The organism is Actibacterium sp. D185-2, assembly GCF_054954595.1.
The window spans coordinates 39,921-63,383 of sequence record NZ_JBPWNX010000001.1; the positions used below are offsets into that span (position 1 = coordinate 39,921).

Consider the following 23,463-nt stretch of genomic DNA (forward strand, 5'->3'; position numbering starts at 1 on the left):
CGGGGATAGGCGGCGGGGGGCCTTCGCCCCCCGTCCTGCGTCAGCCCGTCTTGCGGACCACCAGCGTGTAACACATCGGCAGTTGCGCCTCGCGGCCCTGATAGATGTCGTATTCCACCTCGCGGTTGGAATGGGGATGCTCGGTCAGCCGTTCGATCGCCAGCCCGGCGGCGGCACAGGCGGTGACGATCCCGCCCATCGTATGGATGAACCAGTAGGAGACCGGGGCCGTGCCCCCGCTGCTGCCGTCATAGGTGATCGCCTGATCCGACACATAGGGCGCGCGGGTGAAATAGGACTGGGCCGGGCTGAATGGATCTGCGGCGTCGGGGTCGAACATTTCCAGTACAGGGTGGGTTTCATAGATTACCAGCGGCGCGCCCGGGGCCAGCAGGCCGGCAACCGCCGCAAAGAACCGGGGCAGGTCGGGCATCCAGTTCAGCACGCCGATGGTGATCAGGCCAAGATCGAAATCGCCCGGCGTGTCGGGCGGCAGGGCATAGATATCGGAACACAGGAAACGGCAACCCTCGCCCGCCGCGCGGGCCAGTTGCGCGGCCTGATCCAGAAAGGCGGCGGATTGGTCGATGCCCAGCGCCGGCACGGCATCCAGCGCGCGGGTCGACAACAGTTCACGCCCGTTGTTGCAGCCGATCTGCACCACCCGCCGGCCCGCCGGATCAAGCCCGCGCAGGGTGGCAACCAGCGTGTCATCCAGCACCGAGAAGCCGGGGCTGGCGGCGTGTTTCAGCAACGCCTCCCACCCGGCGCCCTGCCCGTGCAGCGGGGCCGAGGCGTCCCATGCGGCGCGATTGGCGGCAGTGATGTCGGACAGATCGGTCATTGTGATACCAAAGGTCAGAGGGTCAGCCACGCCACAGCCTAGGCGCGGCCGCCGTCCGCATGCAAGCCTGTCCGCCGGGACCCCATGCGTAAGATCTTGATCCGCAGTGCGCCATCGCTACGATCCTTCGACAGATCGGTTCAAAACGGAGCAACAGATGATCCTGAACCTGACCATCCTGCTGATCTTCCAGCTTGCCGGCGAAGTGACCAGCCGCGCCTTGGGCCTGCCGCTGCCCGGCCCGGTGGTCGGGATGGCGTTTCTGCTGATCTTTCTGATGGCCGCGCCGCGCGTGGCGGCCCGGCTGCACGACACCGTGCAAGGGCTGTTGTCGCATCTGTCACTGCTGTTCGTTCCGGCCGGGGTCGGCATTGTCGGGCACCTGAATCTGCTGGAACGTGACGGCGGGCCGATCCTGCTGGCACTGATCCTGTCCACCGTGGCGGCGATTGCCGTGGGCGCGCTGGTGTTCACCGCCGTGGCCCGCATGACGGGGTCGGGGAATGCCTGAATTCGCCGAAATCTGGAGCTATCTGGCCCGTGACCCGCTGATCTGGCTGACCGCGACACTGATCGCCTATGTCATCGGCGACAGCGTGTTTCGCGCGGCCGGGCGGCGGCCCTTTGCCAACCCGGTGCTGATCGCGGTGATCCTGCTGGCGCTGCTGCTGTGGATCACACGCACCCCCTATGCCACCTATTTCGAGGGCGCCCAGTTCGTGCATTTCATGCTGGGCCCGGCGACCGTGGCGCTGGCGGTGCCGCTGCACCGCAATCTGGCGCGGATCCGCCAAAGCGCGCTGCCGCTGATCGCCGCCCTGCTGGCCGGGTCGCTGACCGCGATGCTCAGCGCGCTGGGGGTCGGTTGGGCGTTGGGGCTGCGCGGCGAGGTGCTGATTTCGCTGACGCCTAAATCGGCCACCGCGCCGGTGGCCCTTGGCATTTCCGAAAGCATCGGCGGATCGCCCACCCTGACGGCCGTTCTGGTAATCCTGACCGGCATCATCGGCGCGATCACGGTCACGCCGCTGCTGAACCTGCTGCGGGTGCGCGACTGGCGCGCGCGCGGCTTTGCCGTGGGGGTGGCCGCGCACGGTATCGGCACGGCGCGGGCCTTTCAGGTCAATGAAACCGCCGGGGCCTTCGCGGGGATCGGCATGGGGCTGAACGCGATGCTGACGGCGATCCTGGCGCCGCTGATCGCAAGCTGGGTGTTCTGAGCCATGATCGAACCGATCCGCGCCACCGACCCTTATGACTGGCGCGCGGTTCTGCGGCTGATCCAGTCCAGCTTTGCCTATATGGAAGGGCGGATCGACCCGCCCTCGTCGATGCACCGATTGACCGAAGCCAGCATCGCCCGCCATGCGCGACAGGGCGAGGTCTGGGTGATCGAAGAGGCCGGCGCCCCCGTCGCCTGCATGTTCCTGACCCGCCAGACAGACGCGCTTTATCTGGGCAAGCTGGCCGTGGCGCAGCCGCACCGCGACAAGGGATATGCCCGCGCGCTTGTCACCCTGGCCGGGCGCCGCGCCGCCGCGATGGGCCTGCCGGTGCTGGAGCTGCAAACCCGGGTCGAAATGGTGGAAAACCACGCCGCCTTTGCGGCGCTGGGCTTTGTGCAGGCGGGCGAAACCGCCCATCCCGGCTTTGACCACCCCACCAGCCTGACCCTGCGCAAGCCGGTTTAGCGCGCCTCGCCCAGTGCGCGCGCCTGGGCCAGCGTCAGCGCGGGCGACAGCGCCTGCGGATCAAGCCGCAGTTCAATCACCGCCGGCAGGCCGGAACCCGCGGCGCGCCCGAACGCCGCCGGAAATTCGGCGCCGTCCACCACCAGCTCGCCATGCCCGCCATAGGCCCGCGCCAGCGCCGCAAAATCTGGATTGGCCAGATCGGTGCCACTGACCCGGCAGGGATAACTGCGTTCCTGATGCATCCGGATCGTGCCATAGCGGCCATTATTGGCGACCACCACGATCGGCTTGGCTCCGTGTTGCATCACGGTTGAAAATTCGTTCAACGTCATCTGAAAATCGCCATCCCCGGCCAGGCAGACCACGGTGCGGCCGGGATGTTCCAGACTGGCGGCAATCGCCGCCGGAAAGCCATAGCCCATCGACCCTGACGTGGGCGCAAGCTGTGTGCCCGCCTGCTTGAACCGGAAATAGCGGTGCAGGAAGGCCGCGTAATTGCCCGCGCCATTGGTCATGATCGCATCCTCGGGCAGATTGGCCGACAGCCAGGCCACCACGCCTTCCATCTTGACCGCGCCGGGGGTTTCCTTGGGCGCGGTCCAGGCGTCGTAGTCCGCCCGCGCGGCGCGGGTCCAACCGGCCCAGCGCGGCGCGGGGCCATGCGCCCCGGCCAGCGCGGTCAGCATTTGCGGCGCGGGCACGGCGATGCCGGGATCGGGGCGGAACACGCGGCCCAGTTCATCGGGGTCGGGGTGGACATGGACGATGCGCGTACCCTGCGCGGTCGGGTCCAACAGGGTATAACCGCCGGTTTCGATATCGCCCAGCCGCGTGCCCAGCGCGATTATCAGATCGGCGTCACGCAGCCGCGCACCCAGTTTGGGGTTCATGCCCACACCCAGATCGCCCGCATAGTTCGGATGCCGGTTGTCCATATGGCCTTGCCGCCGGAAATCGACCGCCACGGGCAAATCGAACCGCTCGGCAAATGCCGCCAGATCGCGCGCCGCCTGCGCGCCCCAGCCCGGTCCACCGGCCACCACCAGCGGGCGCGCGGCCCCGTCCAGCGCCGCCAACAGGGCCACCACCTGTGCATCGCTGACCGGGGCGGGAACGGGCGCGGGCGCGGGGATGTCGGCGACATCGGCCAGCGCGCTCAGCATATCCTCGGGCAGGGCCAGAACCACCGGGCCGGGCCGCCCGGCGCACGCCACATGAAAGGCGCGGGCGATATATTCCGGCAGGCGGTCGGTCTGGTCCACCTCGGCCACCCATTTCACCAGCGGGCCGAAAAAGGCGCGGTAATTCACCTCCTGAAACGCTTCGCGGTCGCGGTGGGCGCGCGCGATCTGGCCGACAAAGACCACCATCGGCGTGCTGTCCTGCATCGCCACATGCAGCCCGGCCGAGGCATTGGTAGCCCCCGGCCCGCGCGTGACGAACAGAACGCCGGGCTGGCCGGTCAGCTTGCCCTGCGCCTCGGCCATCATCGCGGCGCCGCCTTCGTGGCGGCAGACGATGTTCTGGATACCGGCGTCATAAAGCCCGTCCAGCGCCGCCAGAAAGCTTTCGCCGGGCACGGAAAACACCCGTTTGATGCCCTGAATCACCAGTTGATCCACCAGAATCCGCCCGCCATGCCGTGCCATCTGTCCGCCTCCCGCTGTGCATTTCCCGCGCACCCTGCGCCAGCCCCGCGCCGGGGGCAAGGCGGCTCAGGCCGGGTTCGCGATCTCGATCAGGTTGCCGTCGGGATCGCGCAGATAGATCGAAAGGATCGGCCCCATGGCCCCGGTGCGCACAACCGGTCCCTCCTCGACGACGATGCCCCAACCCGCCAGATGGGTCTGCCAACGGGCCAGCGGCGTATCGGACAGAAAGCACAGATCGGCACTGCCCGGTGTGGCGTGGCGCGCCTTGGGGTCGAATTCCAGCCCCGCCGGATGCAGGTTGATCTTTTGGCTGCCGAAGATCAGCGCGGTGCGGGTCGAGCCGTCGGCGGGATGAAATTCCCGCACCTCCATGCCCAGCACCTGTTCATAGAAGGCGACCGTGTGGGCGATATTCGCCACGGTCAGCACGAGGTGGTCAAGCGATGTCAGCCTGGGTGTCATGGGCATTGCCTCCTGCCGGCGGTGGATCTAGCGTCGCCACCATGCACCAGACAATCGGACAAACACAAACCCTGAACGATGTGATGGACCCGGCCCGCGCCGCGGCGCTGCGGGCAACGCTGGGCCTGTCGGACGCAGGCGACGGCGTGCTGCCGCCGTTCTTCCATCAGATCTATTTCTGGGATCCGCAGCCGCCCGCAAACCTGGGCCGCGACGGGCACCCGAAGCTTGGCGGCTTTCTGCCCGATCTGGGCCTGCCGCGGCGGATGTGGGCGGGCGGGCGGCTGGCCTTTCACGCGCCGCTGCACACGGGCGCGACGGCTGAAAAGCGCACGGTCATCAAAGGGATCAGCCAAAAGCAGGGCCGATCCGGTCCGCTGGCCTTCGTCACCCTGCGCCACGAGATCCGGCAGGCAGGCCGCCTGTGCGTGACCGAGCATCAGGATCTGGTCTACCGCGAAGACCCAGACCCCGCCGCGCCGCAACCCGCCCCCCGGCAGGCGCCCGGCACCGCCGACAGCACAGCCTCCGCGCAGTTTTCGCCCACCTTGTTGTTTCGCTATTCGGCGCTGACCTTCAACGGCCACCGCATCCATTATGACCGCGACTATTGCCGCACGGTCGAGGGGTACGCCGGGCTTGTGGTGCATGGCCCGTTGCTGGCGCAACTGTTGATGCTGAAGGCCACGCGCGAGCTGGGGCCGCTGTCAGGGTTCCGCTTCCGGGCCTTCGCGCCTTTGATGGATTTTGAACAGGCCGCGCTGTGCCGCACCGGCAGCGCCCTGTGGGTGCGCGGCCCGGACGGGCGCATGTGCATGGAGGCCGAGGCACAGACCGGCTGAAAACGGCCCGCGCTACAGGCTGGCCTCGACCCGGAAATCCGGCGGTATGCCGTCGCGGTCTTCAAGCACCAGATCGGCCATCACCTGCGCTACCTTGGGCGCCATGCCGAAACCGATCTTGAAACCGCCATTGGCGATGAAATGCCCCGGCCGCCCCGGCCACGGCCCCAGCATCGGCGCGCGACTTTTGGCACGGGGGCGCACGCCCGCCCAGCGCTGCAAAACCCGCGCCCCGGCCAGTTGCGGCACCGCCGCGATGGCGCGGATGTGCAGCGCGTCCAGTTGCGCATCGGTCGTATCGGGCCCGTCGAACAGACGTTCCGAGGTGGACCCGATCGCCAATGTCCCATCCGCATGGGGCACGAAATGCAGGCTGTCGGCGAAAAGCTGGGGCCGGTCGCGGGCATCAAAGTCCAGCAGCAGTGCCTGCCCCTTCACCCCGTTGCCCACCGGGCGGCCCAGCGCATCAGATAACGCCAGCAGCCCCTCATACCCCGTGGCCCAGATCACCGCGCCCTGCTGCGAGGCGTCGCCGATCACCACTTCGCCGCCCAGCGCCCGAATCCCGCCCGCCAGCGCCGCACAGGCCTGTGCCGGGTGCAGCCGCCCGGTCAGCGTGTCGTGGATCAACAGCCCGGTGGGGCTTGGCGGTGCCCAGCCCGCGAAATCATCGGCCGGCACCACCCGCCACTGCGCCTTGCCCTGCCACAGCCCGGCGGCCTGATCCTGCCGTTCCCGCGCCAAGCCCAGCGCGCGTGCGTCCGCGATCGGTTGCAGCCGTCCCATACGGCCATAGCCCGGCGACAGGCCCGAAACCGCCGCGACCCGCGCCCAGAACGCATCCGCCATGATCAGGCTGTCGAACTGAAACGCCTTCTTGTCATTCCAGCGCTCGGGCGTGTGCGGGGCCAGCGCGCCGACCACCCCGCCGCTGGAACCCGCGCCGACACGCCGCTTTTCGACCACGCGCACCCGGGCCCCCCGCGCGGCACAGGCGAACGCCACCGACAGGCCGAACGCGCCCGCCCCCATCACCGTTACATCGACCGTTGCCATTCCCCGCGGCCTTCCCCATTCTCGCGCCGTTGACCCGCATGTAAGGCATCCCATGCACACAGACCAGCACGCAGACCTGGACTGGAAGGACGGCGGCACGCCGGTGTCGCGCCAGTTCGACGATCCCTACTTCTCGCTCGAAAACGGGCTGGCGGAAACGCGGCATGTGTTTCTGGGCGGCAATGACCTGCCCGCGCGATTCCGGCCCGGTTTCCATATCGCCGAGCTGGGCTTCGGTACCGGGCTGAACATGCTGGCGGCGCTGATCGCCTGGCGCGGCAGCGGCGTGGCCGGGCCGCTGCGCTTTACCAGCTTCGAGGCATTCCCGATGGCCGCCGACGACATCGCCCGCGCCCTGACCGCCTTCCCCGAGGCCGCCGCCGTGGCCGGGCCGTTCCTGGATGCCTGGGCCACAGGTGCGCGGCGGATCGAAACCGAAGACCTGAAGGCCGAGATCGTGATCGGCGACGCACGCGCGACACTCCCGCGCTGGCCGGGCCAGGCCGATGCGTGGTTTCTGGACGGCTTTTCCCCCGCCAAGAACCCCGAGCTGTGGGATGACGCGCTGATGGCGCAGGTCGCGCGCCATACCGCGCCGGAGAGCACCCTTGCCACCTATACCGCCGCGGGCCATGTGCGCCGCGCGCTGGCGGCGGCGGGGTTTCAGATTGAACGCCGTTCAGGGTTTGGCCGCAAGCGGCACATGACCACCGGAAAGCTGCCCGCATGACCGAACAGAACACCCGGCTGGGCATCCTGTTGATGATCGCCACAACCTTCGTCTTTGCCATGCAGGACGGTATCTCGCGCCATCTGGCGGGGGAATACAACGTGCTTATGGTGGTGATGATCCGTTACTGGTTCTTCGCGGCCTTCGTGATCGTGGTGGGCGCGCGGCAGGCCGGCGGGGTCCGGGCGGCGGCGGCAACGAAACAGCCGCTGTTACAGATCTTTCGCGGGCTGCTTCTGACGACCGAAATCTGCGTGATGGTCGCCGCCTTCGTGGTGCTGGGCCTGGTGGAAAGCCACGCGGTGTTCACCAGCTATCCGCTGCTGGTGGCCGCCCTGTCGGGGCCTGTCCTGGGCGAAAAGGTAGGCTGGCGGCGCTGGGTGGCGATCGGCATCGGATTCGCGGGTGTGCTGATCATCCTGGAACCCGGCTACCATGTATTTTCACCCGCCGCGCTGATCCCGCTGGCGGCGGCGCTGATGTTTGCGCTTTACGGGTTGCTGACCCGCTATGCGGCGCGCAAAGACACGGCGGCCACCAGTTTCTTCTGGACCGGGGTCACCGGATCGGTCGCGATGACCGCCGTCGGCCTGTGGTTCTGGGAACCGATGAGCACGGGCGACTGGGGCTGGATGGGCCTGTTGTGCATCACCGGCGCGCTGGGGCATTTCCTGCTGATCAAATGCTATGAGGTGGCCGAGGCCAGCGCGGTCCAACCCTTCGCCTATCTGCAACTGGTTTTCGTCACCATACTGGGCCTGAGCGTGTTCCACGAAACGCTGGAACCCAACGTCGCCATCGGCGCGGTGATCGTGATCGGCGCCGGGCTGTTCACCCTGTGGCGCGAACGGGTCGGCAGCAGCGGCTAGCTGTCCTTCAACTCGGTCAACAGCCGCCACGGCGCGACCTTTCCCGACAGCCGGGCGCGGTAGATGGCCAGCGATTCCGTCACCCGCATCACATAGTTGCGGGTCTCGCGGAACGGGATCATCTCGATCCAGTCCACCACGTCGACGCCTGCCGAACGCGGATCGCCGCGATCCGCGATCCAGGCGCGGGCGCGGCTGGGGCCCGCGTTATAGGCCGCGGCGACCAGAACGTAATTCGGGCCGAACTCTTCGATCAACTCGGCCAGATAGGCCGCGCCCAGACGGGCGTTATAGGCGGGCTCGAACAGGGCTGCGCCGGAATAATCGACCCCCAGCTTTGCCGCGACGGCCTGCGCGGTGCCCGGCATCAACTGCATCAGCCCGCGCGCCCCCGCGCCGCTGGCGGCGGTCGGGTTGAACTCGCTTTCGCGCCGGGCGATCGACAGGACCAGCTCATCCGGGACCGGATGATCGGTTTTGGACAGATCCGTCAGCGGGAAATAGGCACGCGGCAGGACGTTGCCCCGTCCGGCGGCCTCTTTCGCGATGCGCAGGGCGATATGCGGCTCGTCCAGCGACAGGGCCAGCCCGGCCAGCTGCGCCTGCTCCACCGGTCCGGCGGTTTCGGCCAGATGGGTCAGGAACATTTGCGCCAGGGTGCGCTCGTCGGCCTTGATGAACAAAAGCGCCGCTTGCAGCACGGACGAACCCGCAAAGGACGCCTGCGACCAGTCCGGATAGGTTTCGGCTCCGATCAGGGCGGGGTCCATCGCAAGCCCCGCCTTTTCGGCGGCAAGCTGGCCATAAAAACTGGTCTGGTGCCGCGCGCCCATGGCATAGGCCGCCTGTGCCGCGTCGGCACGGCCAAGCGCCTCCAACGCGCGCCCTTGCCAATAGCCCGCGCGGCCCAGGCTGATCGGGGTTTCAACGGCGGCCTCGAACCGGCGGAAATGGGCCAGCGCGACCTCGGGTTCCTTCAACTGGCGCAGGGCGATGAACCCGGCCAGCCATTCCAGTTCGGCGTAGTCCGACCCCGCGATCAGAAAGTGGTTGGCGGCCAGACGATAGGCCAGTTCAGTCTTGCCGTCGCGCATCGCCTGATGGGCCAGAACGCGCCGCCAGCCGGCCCAGCGGTCGGGCTGGCCCAATACGGCGGCGGAAATGCTGCGCTCGTCCAACAGGGCGGCGGCGTCTTCGGTGCGGCCCTTGCGCACGCGCCACTGGAACCGCTCATAGGCCAGCCCCGCATCGGCGGTCAGATCGCCCGGTACCGCCTCGATCAGCGTATCGACGCCGGGGCCCGAGGCGCGCAGCGTCATCCGCGCCACGGCAAGGGTGCGCCAGCCCTCGGGCACCAGCGGCAGCATCAACCGGGCAGACTCCTCCGCGCCCTGCCACAGCATCGCATCCAGCCGCGCCACATGATGCGGCGCCAGAAGCGGGCCGTAACCATCCAGCAGCGCCGCATAGGCCGGGGCCGACAGCGGCAGGGTGCGCCAGGTCAGCACCGCCTGCGCCTGGGCGTCGCCCTTGCGCCCCAACGCCGCATAGGCCTGTGTCAGGCGCAGGCCGCCAATGCCGGTGACCGGTGCCGCGCCGTCGAAATAAGCCAGCACCGCGTTCGGGTCGCCCCCTTCGGGCAGCACACCTTCGCCCTGGGCGCGGATCCGGTCCAGCCCCGGCCAGTCGGCGTTGCGGGTCAGGAAATCGCGGTAATCGGTGAATGCCCCCTCACCCGCGCGCAGATAGCGCCAGGTGACGATATCCAGCGCCACGCGCCCCTCGGGCCGGGCCAGGGTGCGGGCCTGATCCCAGTCGTCGGCACGCACGGCAGCCATCACACGGGCCATTGGTGCATCCGCCCGCGCCATGGCAAGACCGGGCAGAAGCAGGACGAAACAGATCAGGGCGGGGAACAGGCGCATAGGAACCGGCATTGAGGGATGATTTGCCAAAACTCTCACTTCGCCCTATCAGGCTCAACACACAAACTTGGCAACTGCCGTTCGGGCGTCTAGGGTCCGCCGCGTTTGCATCGGGGCGACTCACCCCATCACCGGAAGTATACAGGAGGAAGCGTGTCATGATCAGAGGGTCCATTCCAGCCCTGGTGACGCCGTTCAAGGACGGCGCAGTGGATCGCGATGCGCTGAAGGCGCTGGTCGAGTGGCATATCGCCGAAGGTTCGACCGGGCTGGTGCCCGTCGGCACGACGGGCGAAAGCCCCACGCTCAGCCATGCCGAGCACGAAATGGTCGTCGAAGAGGTGGTGAAAGCCGTCGCCGGGCGCATTCCGGTGATTGCCGGCGCGGGGTCAAACAACACGTCCGAAACGATTCGCCTGATGCAGCATGCCGAAAAGGTCGGCGCCGACGCCGCGCTTGTGGTGACGCCCTATTACAACAAACCCACCCAGGCCGGGCTGATCGCGCATTTCACCGCGGCGCATGATTGCTGCGAACTGCCGATCATCATCTACAACATCCCCGGCCGTTCGGCTGTGGACATGACGCCCGCAACCATGGGCACGCTGGCGAAACTGCCCCGCATCCTTGGGGTGAAGGACGCCACCGGCGACCTGAGCCGCGTCCCGCAGCAGCGGATCACCTGCGGCACCGATTTCATTCAGCTGTCGGGCGAAGACGGGACCGCGCTTGGCTTCAACGCCCATGGCGGGGTCGGCTGCATTTCCGTCACCGCGAATGTGGCGCCGCGCCTGTGCGCGGAATTCCAGCAGGCCACGCTGGCCGGCGACTATGGCAAGGCGCTGGAATATCAGGACCGGCTGATGCCGCTGCACATGGCGATCTTCCTGGAGCCCGGCGTCTCGGGCGCGAAATACGCGCTGTCGCGGCTGGGCAAATGTGCCGAAGAGGTCCGCTCGCCCCTGACCCCGGTGACCGAAGGCACCCGCGCCAGAATCGACGATGCGATGCGCCATGCCGGTCTGGTGAACTGACCCGAACCTGACCCTTTCGCGCGGCGGGCATCGCCCTGCCGCCACATATTCCGTGCGCGCCCGGTCTTTCCCCGGCGCGCGCGATGCCCTATATCCGTGCGACCATGGCCAACACGAAATCAGATCCCAATTACAAGGTGATCGCCGAGAACCGGCGCGCACGCTATGACTATGCCATCGAGGATGACATAGAATGCGGCATCATGCTTGAAGGGTCCGAGGTGAAGTCGCTGCGCGAAGGCGGCGCCAATATCGCCGAAAGCTATGCCAATGTCGAAGAGGGCGAACTGTGGCTGATCAACAGCTATATCGCCCCCTATGACCGGGCCAAGACCTTCGGCCATGACGAACGCCGCAAGCGCAAGCTGCTGGTATCGCGCAAACAGCTGGCCCGGCTGTGGTCCGACACCCAGCGCAAGGGTATGACGCTGGTGCCCCTGGTCATGTATTTCAACCACAAGGGCGTGGCGAAGCTGAAGATCGGCATCGCCAAGGGCAAGAAGAATCAGGACAAACGCGCGACCGAGGCCGCCCGCGACTGGCAGCGCCAGAAGGCGCGCCTGCTGCGGCACGGGGAATAGGCCGGCAAACTTCCCTTTGGGACCAAATCGGTTTTTGTGGCATTCTGTGCCCGCCGAAGGGTGGGTCAGGGTTCGGCAGTCAATCAATTCAATAACGTCCTGACCCGAAGGAAGGGACATATCATGGAACAGCTTATCATCAGCCTGATATCGGGCGTGATTGGCGGCAACGTCGCCGGCGGCCTGCTGAAAAACCTCAACCTCGGCACGCTGGGCAACTCTGTCGCCGGGCTTGTCGGTGGCGGGCTTGGCGCACAACTTCTGACGATGCTCGGCGCTGGCGGCATGGCCGACGCAGCCGCGGGCGGCGGGATGGATATCGGCGCGATCGTCGGTGATATCGCGGCCGGCGGTGCCGGTGGCGCGGTGGTCATGGCCGTGGTCGGCGCCATCAAGAACGCCGTGGCAAAGTAACGCCACCCCCCGCGCGCGCCTGTCACGGGTGCGCGCGGCCTTGCCTCGGGCCGGTTGCCGTTCTAAGCAAAACCGATGAATTCCCGTGCCGGAGGCCAGAATGCCCGCTGACGATCCGCAAACCCTTGTCTCCACCGACTGGCTCGCCACGCATCTGAGCGATCCCGATCTGCGGGTGCTGGATGCGTCCTGGTACATGCCCGACGCGAAGCGCGATCCGAAGGCCGAGTATGACGCGGCCCATATTCCCGGCGCGCGCTTTTTTGACATAGACGAGATAGCCGATCTGCGCTCGGGCCTGCCACATATGGCGCCGCCGATCGACAAATTCATGAGCCGGATGCGCGCCATGGGCGTGGGCGACGGCCATCAGGTGGTGGTCTATGACGGGGCGGGCCTGTTTTCCGCCGCCCGTGTGTGGTGGCTGTTCCGGCTGATGGGCAAGACCGACGTTGCCGTTCTGGACGGCGGCTTTCCCAAATGGCTGGCCGAGGACCACCGGGTCGAGGATTTGCCGCCCCTGGTCAAGGACCGGCACATGACCGTCCGCCGCCAGGCGCATCTGATCAAGGATGTGACCCAGGTCGCCGCCGCCGCCAAGCTGGGCGATTACGAAATCGTCGACGCCCGCGCCGCCGACCGGTTCCGCGGTGAGGTGCCCGAGCCTCGGCCAGGCCTGCGTTCGGGCCATATCCCGAATTCGAAAAACGTACCCTTCGCCACCCTGCTGAACGCCGACGGCACGATGAAAGAGCCCGCCGCGCTGAAAGCGGTGTTCACAGGCGCGGGCGTCGATCTGTCGAAACCCGTGATTACCAGTTGCGGCTCGGGCGTCACCGCCGCGATCCTCAATCTGGCGCTGGAACGGATCGGCAAGCCTGATCACGCGCTTTACGACGGGTCCTGGGCCGAATGGGGCATGTATGGCGATCTGAAGGTCGTGAAGGGATGAGCCATCTGTTTTCCGCGCTGACCCCGCAGCCCCAGGATCAGATCATCCGGCTGATGGACATATTCCGCAGCGATCCCCGCCCCGGCAAGGTCGATCTGGGTGTTGGCGTCTACCGTAACGCACAGGGGCAGACCCCGGTGATGCGCGCGGTGAAAGAGGCCGAGCGCCAGTTGTGGCAGGCCGAAACCACCAAAAGGTATACCGCGCTGGCGGGGGATCCGGGCTTTCACCATGCTATGGCCGGGCTGATTCTGGGCAACGCCGCACCGATGGACCGGATCGCGGCGGCGGCCACCGTGGGCGGCACGGGGGCTGTGCATATCGCGCTGGCGCTGGTGAAAAAGGCCGCCCCCGGCGCCACGGTCTGGATCTCGAACCCGACCTGGCCGAACCATCCGCCGATCATCCGTCACGTCGGGCTGGCGCTGGCCGAATACCGCTATTTCGACACCGAAAGCCGCGCGGTGGATTTCGCCGCGATGATGACCGATCTGGGCCGGGTGCAGCCGGGCGATGTGGTGTTGCTGCATGGCTGTTGCCACAACCCGACCGGCGCCAACCTGACCCTGCCCGAATGGCGCGAGGTGGCGAAGTTGCTGGCCGAACGCGGCGCGCTGCCGCTGATCGACATCGCCTATCAGGGCTTCGGCGACGGCATCGACGATGACGCCGCCGCCACCCGCCTGATCGCCGCCCAATGCCCCGAGGTGCTGATCGCCGCGAGCTGTTCCAAGAATTTCGGGCTTTACCGCGAACGGGCCGGTGTGCTTCTGGCGCTGACCCCCGACGCGCAGACGCGCGATCTGACCCAGGGCAACCTGACCATGCTGAACCGGCTCAGCTATTCCTTTCCGCCCGATCACGGCGCACGGCTGGTCACGATGATCCTGAACGACCCCGCGCTACGGGCCGACTGGCAGACCGAACTGGAAGAGATCCGCACCGGGATGCTGGCCCTGCGCGAACAGTTGGCCACCGAGCTGCGCCGGGTGACCGGGTCGGACCGCTTCGGTTTTCTGGCCCAGCATCGCGGCATGTTCTCGCGCCTTGGCGCCACGCCCGAGCAGGTGGCGCAATTGCGCGAAGAGCACGGCATCTACATGATCGGCGACAGCCGGATGAATATCGCCGGGCTGACGCCGGACAACATCCCCACGCTGGCCGCCGCCATCGCCCGCTGCGGCATCTGACCCCTTCAGCTTTTGCGAAAATATCCCCGCCGGAGGCATAACAGCCTTCGGCGCAACAAAAAAACCCGGGCGCGAACGCCCGGGCAGTTGGTCTCAGACTGACAGGAAGGGAGGTCAGCCTTTCGAGAATTCCGGATATGCTTCCATACCCAGCTCGGCCATATCGAGGCCCATGATCTCGTCTTCTTCCGGAACCCGGATGCCCATGGTCATCTTCAGAATAGTCCACACGATGGCGGACACCACGAAGACGAACACACCGACGATGACGATCGAGATCAGCTGACCACCAAGGGTGGCGTCGCTGTTGGTCAGGACCACCGCGATGGTGCCCCAGATACCGCAGACTAGGTGAACCGGGATCGCGCCGACTACGTCGTCGATCTTCAGCTTGTCCAGAATCGGAACCGCCAGAACCACCAGGATACCGCCAACGGCACCGATCAGCGTTGCCGCGCCCAGACCGGGGGTCAGCGGTTCGGCGGTGATCGACACCAGACCGGCCAGTGCGCCGTTCAGCACCATGGTCAGGTCGGGCTTCTTGTACAGCAGCTGCGTCAGGATTAGCGCGGCAATGGCCCCGCCGGCAGCGGCCGTGTTGGTGTTGGCGAAGATGCGGCTGATGTCAGCCACGTTGCCTGCGGTGTCCATGTACAGCTGCGAACCACCGTTGAAGCCGAACCAACCCAGCCACAGGATGAACGTACCCAGCGTGGCAAGCGTCAGGTTCGAACCCGGCATCGGAACGGTTTTGCCGTCCTTGTACTTGCCGATACGCGGACCCAGGATCAGCGCGCCCGCCAGAGCGGCCCAGCCACCGACCGAGTGAACAACGGTCGAACCAGCGAAGTCCAGGAAGCCATAGTTGGCATCCAGGAAACCGCCGCCCCATTTCCAGGACGCCTGGATCGGGTAGATGAACGCGGTCAGGATGACCGTGAAGATCAGGAAGGGCCACAGCTTGATACGCTCGGCCAGGGTGCCCGAAACGATCGACGCGGTGGTGGCGCAGAACATCAGCTGGAAGTAGAAATCCGAACCCACCGACGCATAGGTCAGATCGGTATCGGCGCTGCCGCCGACGGGCTCCAGCGCGGTCGGGGCGAACGCGCCCAGAACGTTGGGGATGGTCCAGCCGTCGCCCGGATACATCAGGTTATAACCGATCAGGTAATACATGATCGCAGCAATCGCGAAGAGCGAGATGTTCTTCATCAACTGCATCGTCACGTTCTTCTGGCGCACGAGGCCGGCCTCGAGCATCGAGAAACCCGCGCCCATCCACATCACCAGGAAACCGGTGACGAGGAACATGAAGGTGGTGAAGATATAGCCGATTTCCTCGTTCGGGGGCGTTACGTCCGCCTCCTGTGCGAGAACGGGCAGCGCCACCAGCGACAGGGCCGTCCCGAGGGTGAGAATCTTGGTCAGTTTCATTTCCGTTACTTCCTTTCCCGATGACGGCCTTAAAGCGCGTCGTCGTTGGTCTCGCCCGTCCGCACGCGCACGGCTTGGCTGACATCGAGGACAAAGATTTTGCCGTCGCCGATTTTGTCGGTTTTGGCGGTGGTTGCGATGGTTTCCACTACTTGGTCAGCCATGGCCGCGGAGACCACGATCTCCAGCTTGACCTTGGGAACGAAATTCACAGCGTATTCTGCGCCGCGGTAAATTTCGGTATGGCCGGACTGCGAGCCGAAGCCCTTGATCTCGGTCACCATCATGCCGCGCACGCCGATGGCGGTGAGGGCTTCCCTTACCTCCTCCAGCTTGAACGGCTTGATTGCTGCAATGATCAGTTTCACGTCGTTACCCTTCCGTTTGGCAGGTCGCCCTGCGGGGATTTCACGGGGCAAGAAGGGCCGGTTCGTGTCTTTGGCACAAGAAATCTGGTAACAAATCGGTGACGAATTCGCACATAGAGTGCACAACATTTGAACAATTTGGCACAAATGCGCAAATACTGTGCGAAATGAAAACTCGGGTCCGCAGAGGTCTGACGGCTCCACATTCCCGTTCGGGTTCGGTATTCTGCCGCAAAGAGCAATAAAGGTATCGGGGTCGGCATGAGCGGCACGGGCGGACGAAAACCACCTCTGGTGGCCGATCGGCGTAATTCCAAAACAAAAAAGCCAGCAAAGAAACCTGCTCCCCGGCGGGCCGCTGCGGCGCGCAAGCCGAAAACCCGCGCAAAGCCGCGCAATCCGGTGGTCGCGTTCTTTCGGCGAATCATCGGCTGGATCTTTGGGCTAATCTGGAAAATCACCTCGCGCATTGCGCTGGTTGTGGCGCTGCTGATCGCGGGCGGTGTGCTGTATTTCACATCAACCCTGCCGCCGGTCGATGCGTTACTGGACGGGCGCACACGCGGATCCGTGACGCTGCTGGACCGCGACGGCGCGGTGTTCGCCTGGCGCGGCGACCAGTTCGGCGGCCAGATCACCGCCGACACGGTAGCGCCGGTGCTGAAGCAGGCCGTGGTCGCGACCGAGGATAAACGCTTCTATGGCCATTTCGGGGTCGATCCGCGCGGTGTTGCCAGCGCGATCCGCATCAACCTGCGCGAAGGGCGCGGGCCGCTGTCGGGCAATGGCGGGTCCACCATCACCCAGCAATCGGCCAAGCTGTTGTGCCTTGGCGTGCCCTTTGACACCGCGCAATGGAAGACCGAGGCCGAGTACGAGGCCGACTGCCGCCGCACCACGCTTTGGCGCAAGGTCAAAGAGGCAATCTTTGCCATGGCGATGGAGGTGAAATATTCCAAGGACGAGATTCTGACGGTTTATCTGAACCGCGCCTATCTGGGTGCCGGCGCACGCGGGTTCGAAGCGGCGAGCGAACGCTATTTCGGCAAATCCGCCAACCAGGTGAACGCCGCAGAGGCGGCGATGCTGGCCGGGCTTCTCAAGGCGCCCTCGACCTATGCGCCGACCAACAACCTGGAACGCGCGCAAAACCGGGCCAACGTGATCGTCGGCCTGATGGAGGACCAGAAATATCTGACGCCGCCGCAGGCCGACGACGCCCGCACCCACCCGGCCGAGTTGTCCGAGGCCGCCGCCGCGCGGGCGGGCGGCTATTTCGCCGATTGGGTGATGGAAAGCGGGCCGTCCTTCCTGACCAGCGACACGACCGAGGATGTGATCATCCGCACCACCTTCGATCCGCATCTGCAGCGGGCCGCCGAGGATGCCCTGAAAGAGGTATTCGAAACCAAGGTCCGGGACGGCTCCAAGGCCGAGGCCGCGATTGTTGTGATGTCGGCCGACGGGGCGGTGCGGGCGATGGTCGGCGGGCGCAAGACCAAGGTCTCGGGCGCGTTCAACCGGGCCACCATGGCGCTGCGCCAGACTGGGTCGGCGTTCAAGCCCTTCGTCTATGCCGCCGCGCTTGATCTGGGGTTCACGCCCAACGCCACCGTGGTCGATGAACCGATCACCATCAATGTGCCGGGTTCGGGGCCCTACACGCCCAAGAATTATACCAAGGATTTCAAGGGACGTGTGACCCTGACCCAGGCGCTGGCGCATTCGCTGAACATCCCGGCGATCCGCGTGTCGGAATCAGTGGGGCGCGAGAATGTGCGCAAGATCGCCGCCGATTTCGGCATCGAAAGCGATCTGGCGGTGGGGCCGGCGATCGCGCTGGGTACGTCGGAATCAACGCTGATCGAGATGACAGGCGCCTATGCCGGCATCCTGAATGGCGGGCTGAGCGTGAAACCCTATGGCCTGGTCGAGCTGCGCCTGCAGGGCGACGACACCCCGCTGATCGGGCAGGAGGGCGGCATGGGCGAGCGGGTGATTTCCGAACGCGCGGCGCGCAGCCTGACCTATATGATGCATCAGGTGATCGAGCAGGGCACCGGCCAGCGCGCCAGGCTGCCAGGGCGCGAGGCCGCCGGCAAGACCGGCACCACACAGGCCGCCCGCGATGCATGGTTCATCGGATTCACCGCCGATTACGTGGTCGGGGTCTGGATGGGCTATGACGACAACACACCGCTGTCAGGCGTGACCGGCGGCGGGCTGCCTGCCGAGATCTGGCGCGAAACGATGGTGCGGGTCACCGATGGCCTGCCCGCCAGCCCGTTGCCTATGGACGTCCCCGCGCCGGTGATCACGCCGGTGCGTCAGACCGAACAGGCGCCGCAGGTCACGACCCGCCAGAAGCCCCGCGACGATTCGGCGGAACGGGTACTGATTGATGTGCTGCGGTCCATTCTGGGCAAACGCTAGGGATCGGCGGCCCCGGCGGCGGCATCAGCCGGGCCGGGGCAGCGGTCATATTTGAAGGCATAGCCGTTCCAGACCATGATCAGCCCGCCATCGGCCGCATGCATGAACAGCGCCCGCGCGGTCCAGGCCGAACCTTCGCCGTTGCAACTCATGTCATACAGCGCCGCATCCATGTCGCGGACATCCACCGGGTTTTCCATCCGGCACTGCATCTCGACGCCATGGAAAACGCCGTCTTCGATTTTCAGGGCGCCGCCCTCGACGCCGGTCACCGTGCAATTGGCGTCGGGCCCCTGCCGGTAGAGCCCATCAAAGCCTTCCGGCGCACCGGCCGCGGGGGCTGCGACAAGCAGACCAAGCGCCAGTGCCGCCGGATAGGCCCGCACCGTCAGCCTAGGCCGCCGTTTTCAGATCGCGGGTCAACGCGTTCAGATCGCCGTGGCGCTGATCCAGCATTGCGCCGATCTCTGTCCGCTCCGACACCAGCATGTTCACGCCTTCGATGAAGATGTTGAAGAACAGATCCCGCCCGCTTTTGTCCGAAACAAGGAAGGTCACGTCGAAGGGCTCTTCGCCGCGCAAAAAGGCGGTGGTCTTGACCTCATAGAAGCTTTTGACCGGCTTTGCGCTGACCACCTCCAGCCGCCCGCCGATGAATTCGCGGAACCGTTTGCCGTATTTGTGCGAGATATAGACGCGGAACGCTTCGGTGAACGCCGCCATCTGCGACGGCGTGGCGGAACGCGCGGCGACGCCCAGCGCCGACCGGGCGATGATCGGCACATCGGCATAGGTATCGAAGATCTTTTCGAAATCGCCATACATCTGCCGTTCGGATCGGCCCGAGTTGATCACCCGGTTGATCTCGTTCACCAGGCTGTCGATCAGCGCCCTGGCTTCTGCGGTGTTCAGCGCCAAGGCCGGCAGCGGCAGCGCCAGAGCGGCGACAGTGGGCAAAAGCCCGGCCAACACCGAACGGCGGGTCATGTTATTCAGCATAGGGGTCCTCATACAGGTCGGCATAGGGGTCCGTGTAAATCGGTTCTTCGTTACCGCCGAGCGCATGGCGTCTGCTTTGCAGGTACAGCAGCCGCGCCTGCGCATAGCTGTCCGCACTCTCATATAGGATGGAATCCACGGAATCCGAGAACTGATAGCGCTGCCCGACCTTCGCGGCGACCTTCGTCGCGGCCGCCACGCTGCGCTCTGTGCTGGGCAGGAACAGGCTGACGGGGTTCATCGCGGTATCGACGATCATGCCGACTGCGTCGCGCTCGGTCGACGGGCCGAAGATCGGCAGTTCCACATAATTGCCTTCGCCCACGCCCCAGACATGCAGCGTCTCGCCGAAATCGGTGGACCGCTCGGTGATCCCGATCGAACTGGCAGGATCGAAAAGGCCGGCCAGTCCGATGGTCGAGTTGAACAAAAAGCGCGAGGTGTTGACCGCCGCATCCTCCAGCCGGAATTGAAGCAGATCGTTCACGACCATCCCAGGCAGCGACAGGTTGCCGGCGAAATTCCCGACGCTGCGGCGCACCGGGTGCGGAACGGCGGTGCCATACGCCTGCGATACCGGCCGCACGATGCTGCGGTCCAGACTGGTGTTGGCCTCATGCACTTCGCGGTTCTGTGTCTCATAGGGGTCGTTAAACTCCCCGGCCCCCTCGGGGGTGCCACAAGCGCTCAGCGCGGCGGTGGCCAGCGCCAGGGTCAGGTGCAGGAGGCGGGTCATGCTCGGGTGTTCCTCAAAAAAACAATGGCTTTCGCAAGCGTTAGTTCATAGTTTTCGGCAACATAGTGTAGCCATGGCAGAAACCCAGAGGACCGGGTCAAACAATGGCGTGACCTGTGGCCAACAGGTGACATAAGCGGGTCTTTGCGCAGGCAATTCTACAGGAACGACAAGTAAATGGCGATGCGAAGATCAAACGCGAATGCAGGCCTGTCGGAACTGCGCGCCGCATGGCGCGACGGGTCCGGACTGTTCGCCGCGGCGTTTTTGTTCAGCGTGTTCGTCAACCTGCTGATGCTGACCGGCCCGCTGTTCATGCTGCAGGTCTATGACCGCGTGCTGGGCGGCCGGTCCGAAGAGACGCTGATCGCGCTTTTCGCGCTGGTGGCGTTTTTATTCCTGATCATGGGGGTGCTTGACTATGCCCGCGGCCGGGTGACGGCACGCGCGGCAGCACGGTTTCAATCCTTGCTGGACGGGCGGGTATTTTCGGCAACGCTGCGCCGGGCCGCGCTGGCCAAGGGGGGGCAGGCACAAACCAACGCCCTGCGCGATCTGGAGGCGGTCCAGCGCCTGCTGGCCTCGCCCGTGCTTCTGGCGTTTTTCGACATTCCCTGGACGCCGGTCTTTCTGCTGGGCGTCTTCATCTTTCACCCGCTTCTGGGCACACTTGCGGTCAGCGGGGGCGGTGCGCTGATTCTGGTGGCGCTGCTGAACCAGTGGCGCACCCGCACCCCCGTGCAGGAGGCACAGCTTTCCGCCGCCCAGGCCGAGCATCTGGCCGGTCAGTTGCGAACCGAGGCCGAAACCGTGCGCAGCCTGGGCATGCAGGGCGCGGCCTTTGCCCGGTGGCAGCAGAACCGGCTGAACGCCCAGGCGCTGCAACTTTCGGCCGCCGACAGGGCGGGGTTGTTCACGACCCTGACCAAAACGTTCCGCCTGTTTTTGCAATCGGCGATGCTGGCACTGGGGGCCTGGCTGGTGCTGAAGGGCGCGGTGACGGCGGGCGCAATGATCGCCTCGTCGATCCTGATGGGCCGGGCGCTGGCCCCGGTGGAACAGGCCGTCGGCCAATGGGCCCTGTTGCAGGGCGCGGTGAAGGGCTGGCGCAGCCTGGGTGAACTGCTGACCGATTTCCCGGCCGAGGCACCGCGCACCGCCCTGCCCCGGCCCCGCGCCCTGCTGGATGTGCGGCAGCTGACCGTGGTGCCCCCCGGTGAAAGCCAGGCGTCGCTGCGCATGTTGTCCTTTGCCGTGCAACCCGGGCAGGCGGTGGGCGTGATCGGCCCCTCGGGCAGCGGAAAATCGACACTGGCGCGCGCGCTGACCGGGGTCTGGCGCCCCGCCGGGGGCCGTATCCGGCTGGATGGGGCGGCGCTTGATCAATACGACGCGGATGTGCTGGGCCAGCATATCGGCTATCTGCCGCAACGGGTCAGCCTGTTCGATGGCACCATCGCCGAAAACATCGCCAAGCTGGCGCTGAAGCCCGATGCCGCACAGGTGGTTCAGGCGGCGCAGAAGGCCGCCGCGCATGAGATGATCCTGCACCTGCCCGATGGCTATGATACCCGTGTCTCCTCGGCCGGGGGGCGGCTGTCGGGCGGGCAGATTCAGCGCATCGGTCTGGCCCGCGCGATGTATGGCGATCCCGTTCTGCTGGTGCTGGACGAACCCAACTCGAATCTCGACAATGACGGGTCCGCCGCGCTGAACACCGCGATCCGGCAGATCAAAGCGGCGGGAAATTCGGTGCTGATCATGGCCCATCGCCCCGCCGCGATTCAGGAATGCGACATGCTGCTGGTGCTGGAAGGCGGAACACTGAAGGCGTTCGGCCCGCGCGATGAGGTATTGCGCGGCACCGTCAAGAACCACGCCGATATCCAGCGCGCCCGCGGGATCGGAGGGATCGCATGACGCCCCGCTGGTCGGCCCGCGCGCCGCTGATCCTTGGGTTTCTGGCGTTGGTGGTGTTGCTGGGCGGTTTTGGCACCTGGACGGTTTTGGCCAATATCTCGGGCGCGATCGTCGCCAGCGGGCAGGTCAAGGTCGATCAGAACCGTCAGGTGGTGCAGCACCCCGATGGCGGTGTGGTCGCACGGATCGAGGTGCAGGAGGGCGACACCGTGATCGCCGGCGATGTGCTGATCCGGCTGGACGAGGAACAGCTGCGTTCCGAACTGTCGATCGTCGAAAACCAGTTGTTCGAACTGATGGCCCGGCGCGGACGGCTTCAGGCCGAGCGGGACGGCGCCGATACGATCAGTTTCGACCCCGAATTGCTGCGCATCAGTGCCGACCGCCCCGAAATCGCCGATCTGACCGGCGGGCAACAGCGGCTGTTCCTTGCCCGCAACGAAAGCAACGCCAAGGCGCTGGAGCAGCTTGAAAAACAGCGCGGGCAAATCGCCGATCAGGTGCTTGGCATCAACGCCCAGCAGGAAGCGCTGGAAAGCCAGCTTTTGCTGATCCGGCGCGAATTGACCGATCAGCAAAGCCTGCTGGACAAGGGACTGGCGCAGGCCTCGCGCGTGCTGTCACTGCAACGCGAAGAGGCACGGCTGCGCGGTGAAGTGGGGGAACTGACCGCGCAGGCAGCGCAGGCGCAGGGCCGCATCACCGAAACCGAAATCGAGATGCTGAAGCTGGGCACCGCCCGGCGCGAAGACGCCATTACCCGCCTGCGCGATCTTCAATACCGCGAGTTGGAACTGGCTGAAAAGCGCAGCTCGCTGCGCGCCCGGCTGGACCGGCTGGACCTGCGTGCACCGGTTTCGGGCGTGATTTACGGCCTGACGGTCTTTGCGCCGCGTGCCGTGATCCGCGCCGCCGAACCGGTGCTGTACATCGTGCCGCAGGACCGCCCGCTGGTGATCGACGCGCGTATTGACACGATCAACGTGGACGAGGTTTTCGTCGGTCAGCCTGTCACCTTGCGATTTGCCGCGTTCGACAGCCGCACCACCCCGGAACTGACCGGACAGGTGGTTAAAATCTCGGCCGATGCCTTTGTCGACGAGCGCACCAATGCCAGCTATTACAGTGCCGAAATCGTGCTGGACCCGGATGAGCTGACAAAACTGGGCGATAAGAAAATCGTGCCGGGGATGCCGGTCGAGGCGTTTATCCGGACCACGGACCGCTCGCCGCTGGCCTATCTGGTGAAACCGCTGGCGGTCTATTTCAACCGCGCCTTCCGCGAAAGCTGATTTTCCGGTTTCCCCCGTCGCACGGCACCGCTA

At 65.7% G+C, this 23,463-nt stretch carries 24 protein-coding genes; 14 read left to right on the forward strand and 10 right to left on the reverse strand.

Annotated elements, in window-relative coordinates:
* Nucleotides 1-40: 40 nt before the first annotated feature.
* Nucleotides 41-874: a class I SAM-dependent methyltransferase gene (locus tag ACSR1C_RS00235; protein ID WP_460257312.1), complete on the reverse strand. Its 834-nt coding sequence runs from the start codon at nucleotides 872-874 to the stop codon at nucleotides 41-43.
* A gap of 127 nt (nucleotides 875-1,001) precedes the next feature.
* Between ACSR1C_RS00235 and ACSR1C_RS00240 the strand changes: the two genes are divergently transcribed.
* Genes ACSR1C_RS00240 through ACSR1C_RS00250 form a run of 3 tightly spaced genes read left to right on the forward strand, consistent with a single transcriptional unit; the run spans nucleotide 1,002 to nucleotide 2,535 of the window.
* Entirely contained in the window at nucleotides 1,002-1,355 is a 354-nt protein-coding gene (locus ACSR1C_RS00240) for a CidA/LrgA family protein (RefSeq protein WP_460257313.1), read from the forward strand.
* Nucleotides 1,348-2,064, forward strand: coding sequence for an LrgB family protein (locus ACSR1C_RS00245; RefSeq protein ID WP_460257314.1), 717 nt, complete (start codon nucleotides 1,348-1,350; stop codon nucleotides 2,062-2,064). Before ACSR1C_RS00240 ends, ACSR1C_RS00245 begins: the two co-directional genes overlap by 8 nt.
* A 3-nt stretch (nucleotides 2,065-2,067) precedes the next feature.
* Complete coding sequence (locus ACSR1C_RS00250; RefSeq protein ID WP_460257315.1) at nucleotides 2,068-2,535, forward strand: GNAT family N-acetyltransferase; 468 nt, start codon at nucleotides 2,068-2,070, stop codon at nucleotides 2,533-2,535.
* Here ACSR1C_RS00250 and ACSR1C_RS00255 read toward each other — a convergent pair.
* Nucleotides 2,532-4,187 carry a thiamine pyrophosphate-binding protein gene (locus ACSR1C_RS00255; protein WP_460257316.1) on the reverse strand — a complete coding sequence of 552 codons (1,656 nt, stop codon included), beginning with the start codon at nucleotides 4,185-4,187 and terminating at the stop codon, nucleotides 2,532-2,534. The two genes, ACSR1C_RS00250 and ACSR1C_RS00255, sit on opposite strands and share 4 nt — an antisense overlap.
* 66 nt (nucleotides 4,188-4,253) lie before the next feature.
* Nucleotides 4,254-4,652 (reverse strand): VOC family protein, encoded by a 399-nt coding sequence (locus ACSR1C_RS00260; RefSeq protein ID WP_460257317.1) that lies wholly within the window; start codon nucleotides 4,650-4,652, stop codon nucleotides 4,254-4,256.
* A gap of 41 nt (nucleotides 4,653-4,693) precedes the next feature.
* On the opposite strand from ACSR1C_RS00260, the gene ACSR1C_RS00265 reads away from it, so the two are divergent.
* Complete coding sequence (locus ACSR1C_RS00265) at nucleotides 4,694-5,494, forward strand: HTD2 family dehydratase (RefSeq protein WP_460257318.1); 801 nt, start codon at nucleotides 4,694-4,696, stop codon at nucleotides 5,492-5,494.
* 12 nt (nucleotides 5,495-5,506) lie between these two features.
* Here the strand turns inward: ACSR1C_RS00265 and ACSR1C_RS00270 are convergent, their stop codons facing one another.
* Complete coding sequence (locus ACSR1C_RS00270) at nucleotides 5,507-6,550, reverse strand: NAD(P)/FAD-dependent oxidoreductase (protein WP_460257319.1); 1,044 nt, start codon at nucleotides 6,548-6,550, stop codon at nucleotides 5,507-5,509.
* A 52-nt stretch (nucleotides 6,551-6,602) separates the two neighbouring features.
* On the opposite strand from ACSR1C_RS00270, the gene mnmC2 reads away from it, so the two are divergent.
* A complete protein-coding gene (gene mnmC2 / locus ACSR1C_RS00275; protein ID WP_460257320.1) occupies nucleotides 6,603-7,280 on the forward strand; it encodes a tRNA (5-methylaminomethyl-2-thiouridine)(34)-methyltransferase MnmC2 in 678 nt (225 codons plus the stop codon).
* Nucleotides 7,277-8,149, forward strand: a complete 873-nt coding sequence (locus ACSR1C_RS00280; protein WP_460257321.1) for a DMT family transporter — start codon at nucleotides 7,277-7,279, stop codon at nucleotides 8,147-8,149. Before mnmC2 ends, ACSR1C_RS00280 begins: the two co-directional genes overlap by 4 nt.
* Here the strand turns inward: ACSR1C_RS00280 and ACSR1C_RS00285 are convergent.
* A complete protein-coding gene (locus tag ACSR1C_RS00285; protein WP_462563445.1) occupies nucleotides 8,146-10,086 on the reverse strand; it encodes a lytic transglycosylase domain-containing protein in 1,941 nt (646 codons plus the stop codon). The two genes, ACSR1C_RS00280 and ACSR1C_RS00285, sit on opposite strands and share 4 nt — an antisense overlap.
* Nucleotides 10,087-10,232: 146 nt before the next feature.
* On the opposite strand from ACSR1C_RS00285, the gene dapA reads away from it, so the two are divergent.
* The 5 genes from dapA to ACSR1C_RS00310 all read left to right on the forward strand — a co-directional run bounded on the left by dapA (nucleotide 10,233) and on the right by ACSR1C_RS00310 (nucleotide 14,245).
* A complete protein-coding gene (dapA, locus tag ACSR1C_RS00290) occupies nucleotides 10,233-11,108 on the forward strand; it encodes a 4-hydroxy-tetrahydrodipicolinate synthase (RefSeq protein ID WP_460257323.1) in 876 nt (291 codons plus the stop codon).
* A 104-nt stretch (nucleotides 11,109-11,212) separates the two neighbouring features.
* Nucleotides 11,213-11,689 (forward strand): SsrA-binding protein SmpB, encoded by a 477-nt coding sequence (gene smpB / locus ACSR1C_RS00295; RefSeq protein WP_460257915.1) that lies wholly within the window; start codon nucleotides 11,213-11,215, stop codon nucleotides 11,687-11,689.
* A gap of 123 nt (nucleotides 11,690-11,812) precedes the next feature.
* A complete protein-coding gene (locus ACSR1C_RS00300; RefSeq protein WP_460257324.1) occupies nucleotides 11,813-12,103 on the forward strand; it encodes a hypothetical protein in 291 nt (96 codons plus the stop codon).
* A gap of 100 nt (nucleotides 12,104-12,203) precedes the next feature.
* Nucleotides 12,204-13,055 (forward strand): 3-mercaptopyruvate sulfurtransferase, encoded by an 852-nt coding sequence (sseA, locus tag ACSR1C_RS00305; protein ID WP_460257325.1) that lies wholly within the window; start codon nucleotides 12,204-12,206, stop codon nucleotides 13,053-13,055.
* A 5-nt stretch (nucleotides 13,056-13,060) separates the two neighbouring features.
* Complete coding sequence (locus ACSR1C_RS00310; protein ID WP_460257916.1) at nucleotides 13,061-14,245, forward strand: amino acid aminotransferase; 1,185 nt, start codon at nucleotides 13,061-13,063, stop codon at nucleotides 14,243-14,245.
* A 114-nt stretch (nucleotides 14,246-14,359) separates the two neighbouring features.
* Here ACSR1C_RS00310 and ACSR1C_RS00315 read toward each other — a convergent pair whose 3' ends face one another.
* Both ACSR1C_RS00315 and ACSR1C_RS00320 read right to left on the reverse strand, forming a co-directional pair.
* Nucleotides 14,360-15,682, reverse strand: coding sequence for an ammonium transporter (locus ACSR1C_RS00315; protein ID WP_460257326.1), 1,323 nt, complete (start codon nucleotides 15,680-15,682; stop codon nucleotides 14,360-14,362).
* A gap of 29 nt (nucleotides 15,683-15,711) precedes the next feature.
* The gene (locus ACSR1C_RS00320) at nucleotides 15,712-16,050 is read right to left on the reverse strand and encodes a P-II family nitrogen regulator (RefSeq protein WP_460257327.1); all 339 of its coding nucleotides are present in this window, start codon (nucleotides 16,048-16,050) and stop codon (nucleotides 15,712-15,714) included.
* A gap of 261 nt (nucleotides 16,051-16,311) precedes the next feature.
* On the opposite strand from ACSR1C_RS00320, the gene ACSR1C_RS00325 reads away from it, so the two are divergent.
* Nucleotides 16,312-18,483: a transglycosylase domain-containing protein gene (locus tag ACSR1C_RS00325; protein WP_460257328.1), complete on the forward strand. Its 2,172-nt coding sequence runs from the start codon at nucleotides 16,312-16,314 to the stop codon at nucleotides 18,481-18,483.
* On the opposite strand, the gene ACSR1C_RS00330 is transcribed toward ACSR1C_RS00325, so the two are convergent.
* The 3 genes from ACSR1C_RS00330 to ACSR1C_RS00340 are packed head-to-tail and all read right to left on the reverse strand — an operon-like array spanning nucleotide 18,480 to nucleotide 20,218.
* A complete protein-coding gene (locus tag ACSR1C_RS00330) occupies nucleotides 18,480-18,869 on the reverse strand; it encodes a hypothetical protein (protein ID WP_460257329.1) in 390 nt (129 codons plus the stop codon). The two genes, ACSR1C_RS00325 and ACSR1C_RS00330, sit on opposite strands and share 4 nt — an antisense overlap.
* 7 nt (nucleotides 18,870-18,876) lie before the next feature.
* Nucleotides 18,877-19,482 carry an MlaC/ttg2D family ABC transporter substrate-binding protein gene (locus ACSR1C_RS00335; RefSeq protein WP_460257330.1) on the reverse strand — a complete coding sequence of 202 codons (606 nt, stop codon included), beginning with the start codon at nucleotides 19,480-19,482 and terminating at the stop codon, nucleotides 18,877-18,879.
* On the reverse strand, nucleotides 19,472-20,218 hold the full coding sequence (locus ACSR1C_RS00340) for an MlaA family lipoprotein (protein ID WP_460257331.1): 747 nt from the start codon (nucleotides 20,216-20,218) through the stop codon (nucleotides 19,472-19,474). The genes ACSR1C_RS00335 and ACSR1C_RS00340 overlap by 11 nt, the downstream gene beginning before the upstream one ends.
* A gap of 183 nt (nucleotides 20,219-20,401) precedes the next feature.
* Here ACSR1C_RS00340 and ACSR1C_RS00345 point away from each other — a divergent pair, with 183 nt between their 5' ends.
* Both ACSR1C_RS00345 and ACSR1C_RS00350 read left to right on the forward strand, forming a co-directional pair.
* Entirely contained in the window at nucleotides 20,402-22,138 is a 1,737-nt protein-coding gene (locus ACSR1C_RS00345) for a type I secretion system permease/ATPase (protein WP_460257332.1), read from the forward strand.
* Nucleotides 22,135-23,430: an HlyD family type I secretion periplasmic adaptor subunit gene (locus ACSR1C_RS00350; protein WP_460257333.1), complete on the forward strand. Its 1,296-nt coding sequence runs from the start codon at nucleotides 22,135-22,137 to the stop codon at nucleotides 23,428-23,430. Before ACSR1C_RS00345 ends, ACSR1C_RS00350 begins: the two co-directional genes overlap by 4 nt.
* Nucleotides 23,431-23,463 lie beyond the last annotated feature (33 nt).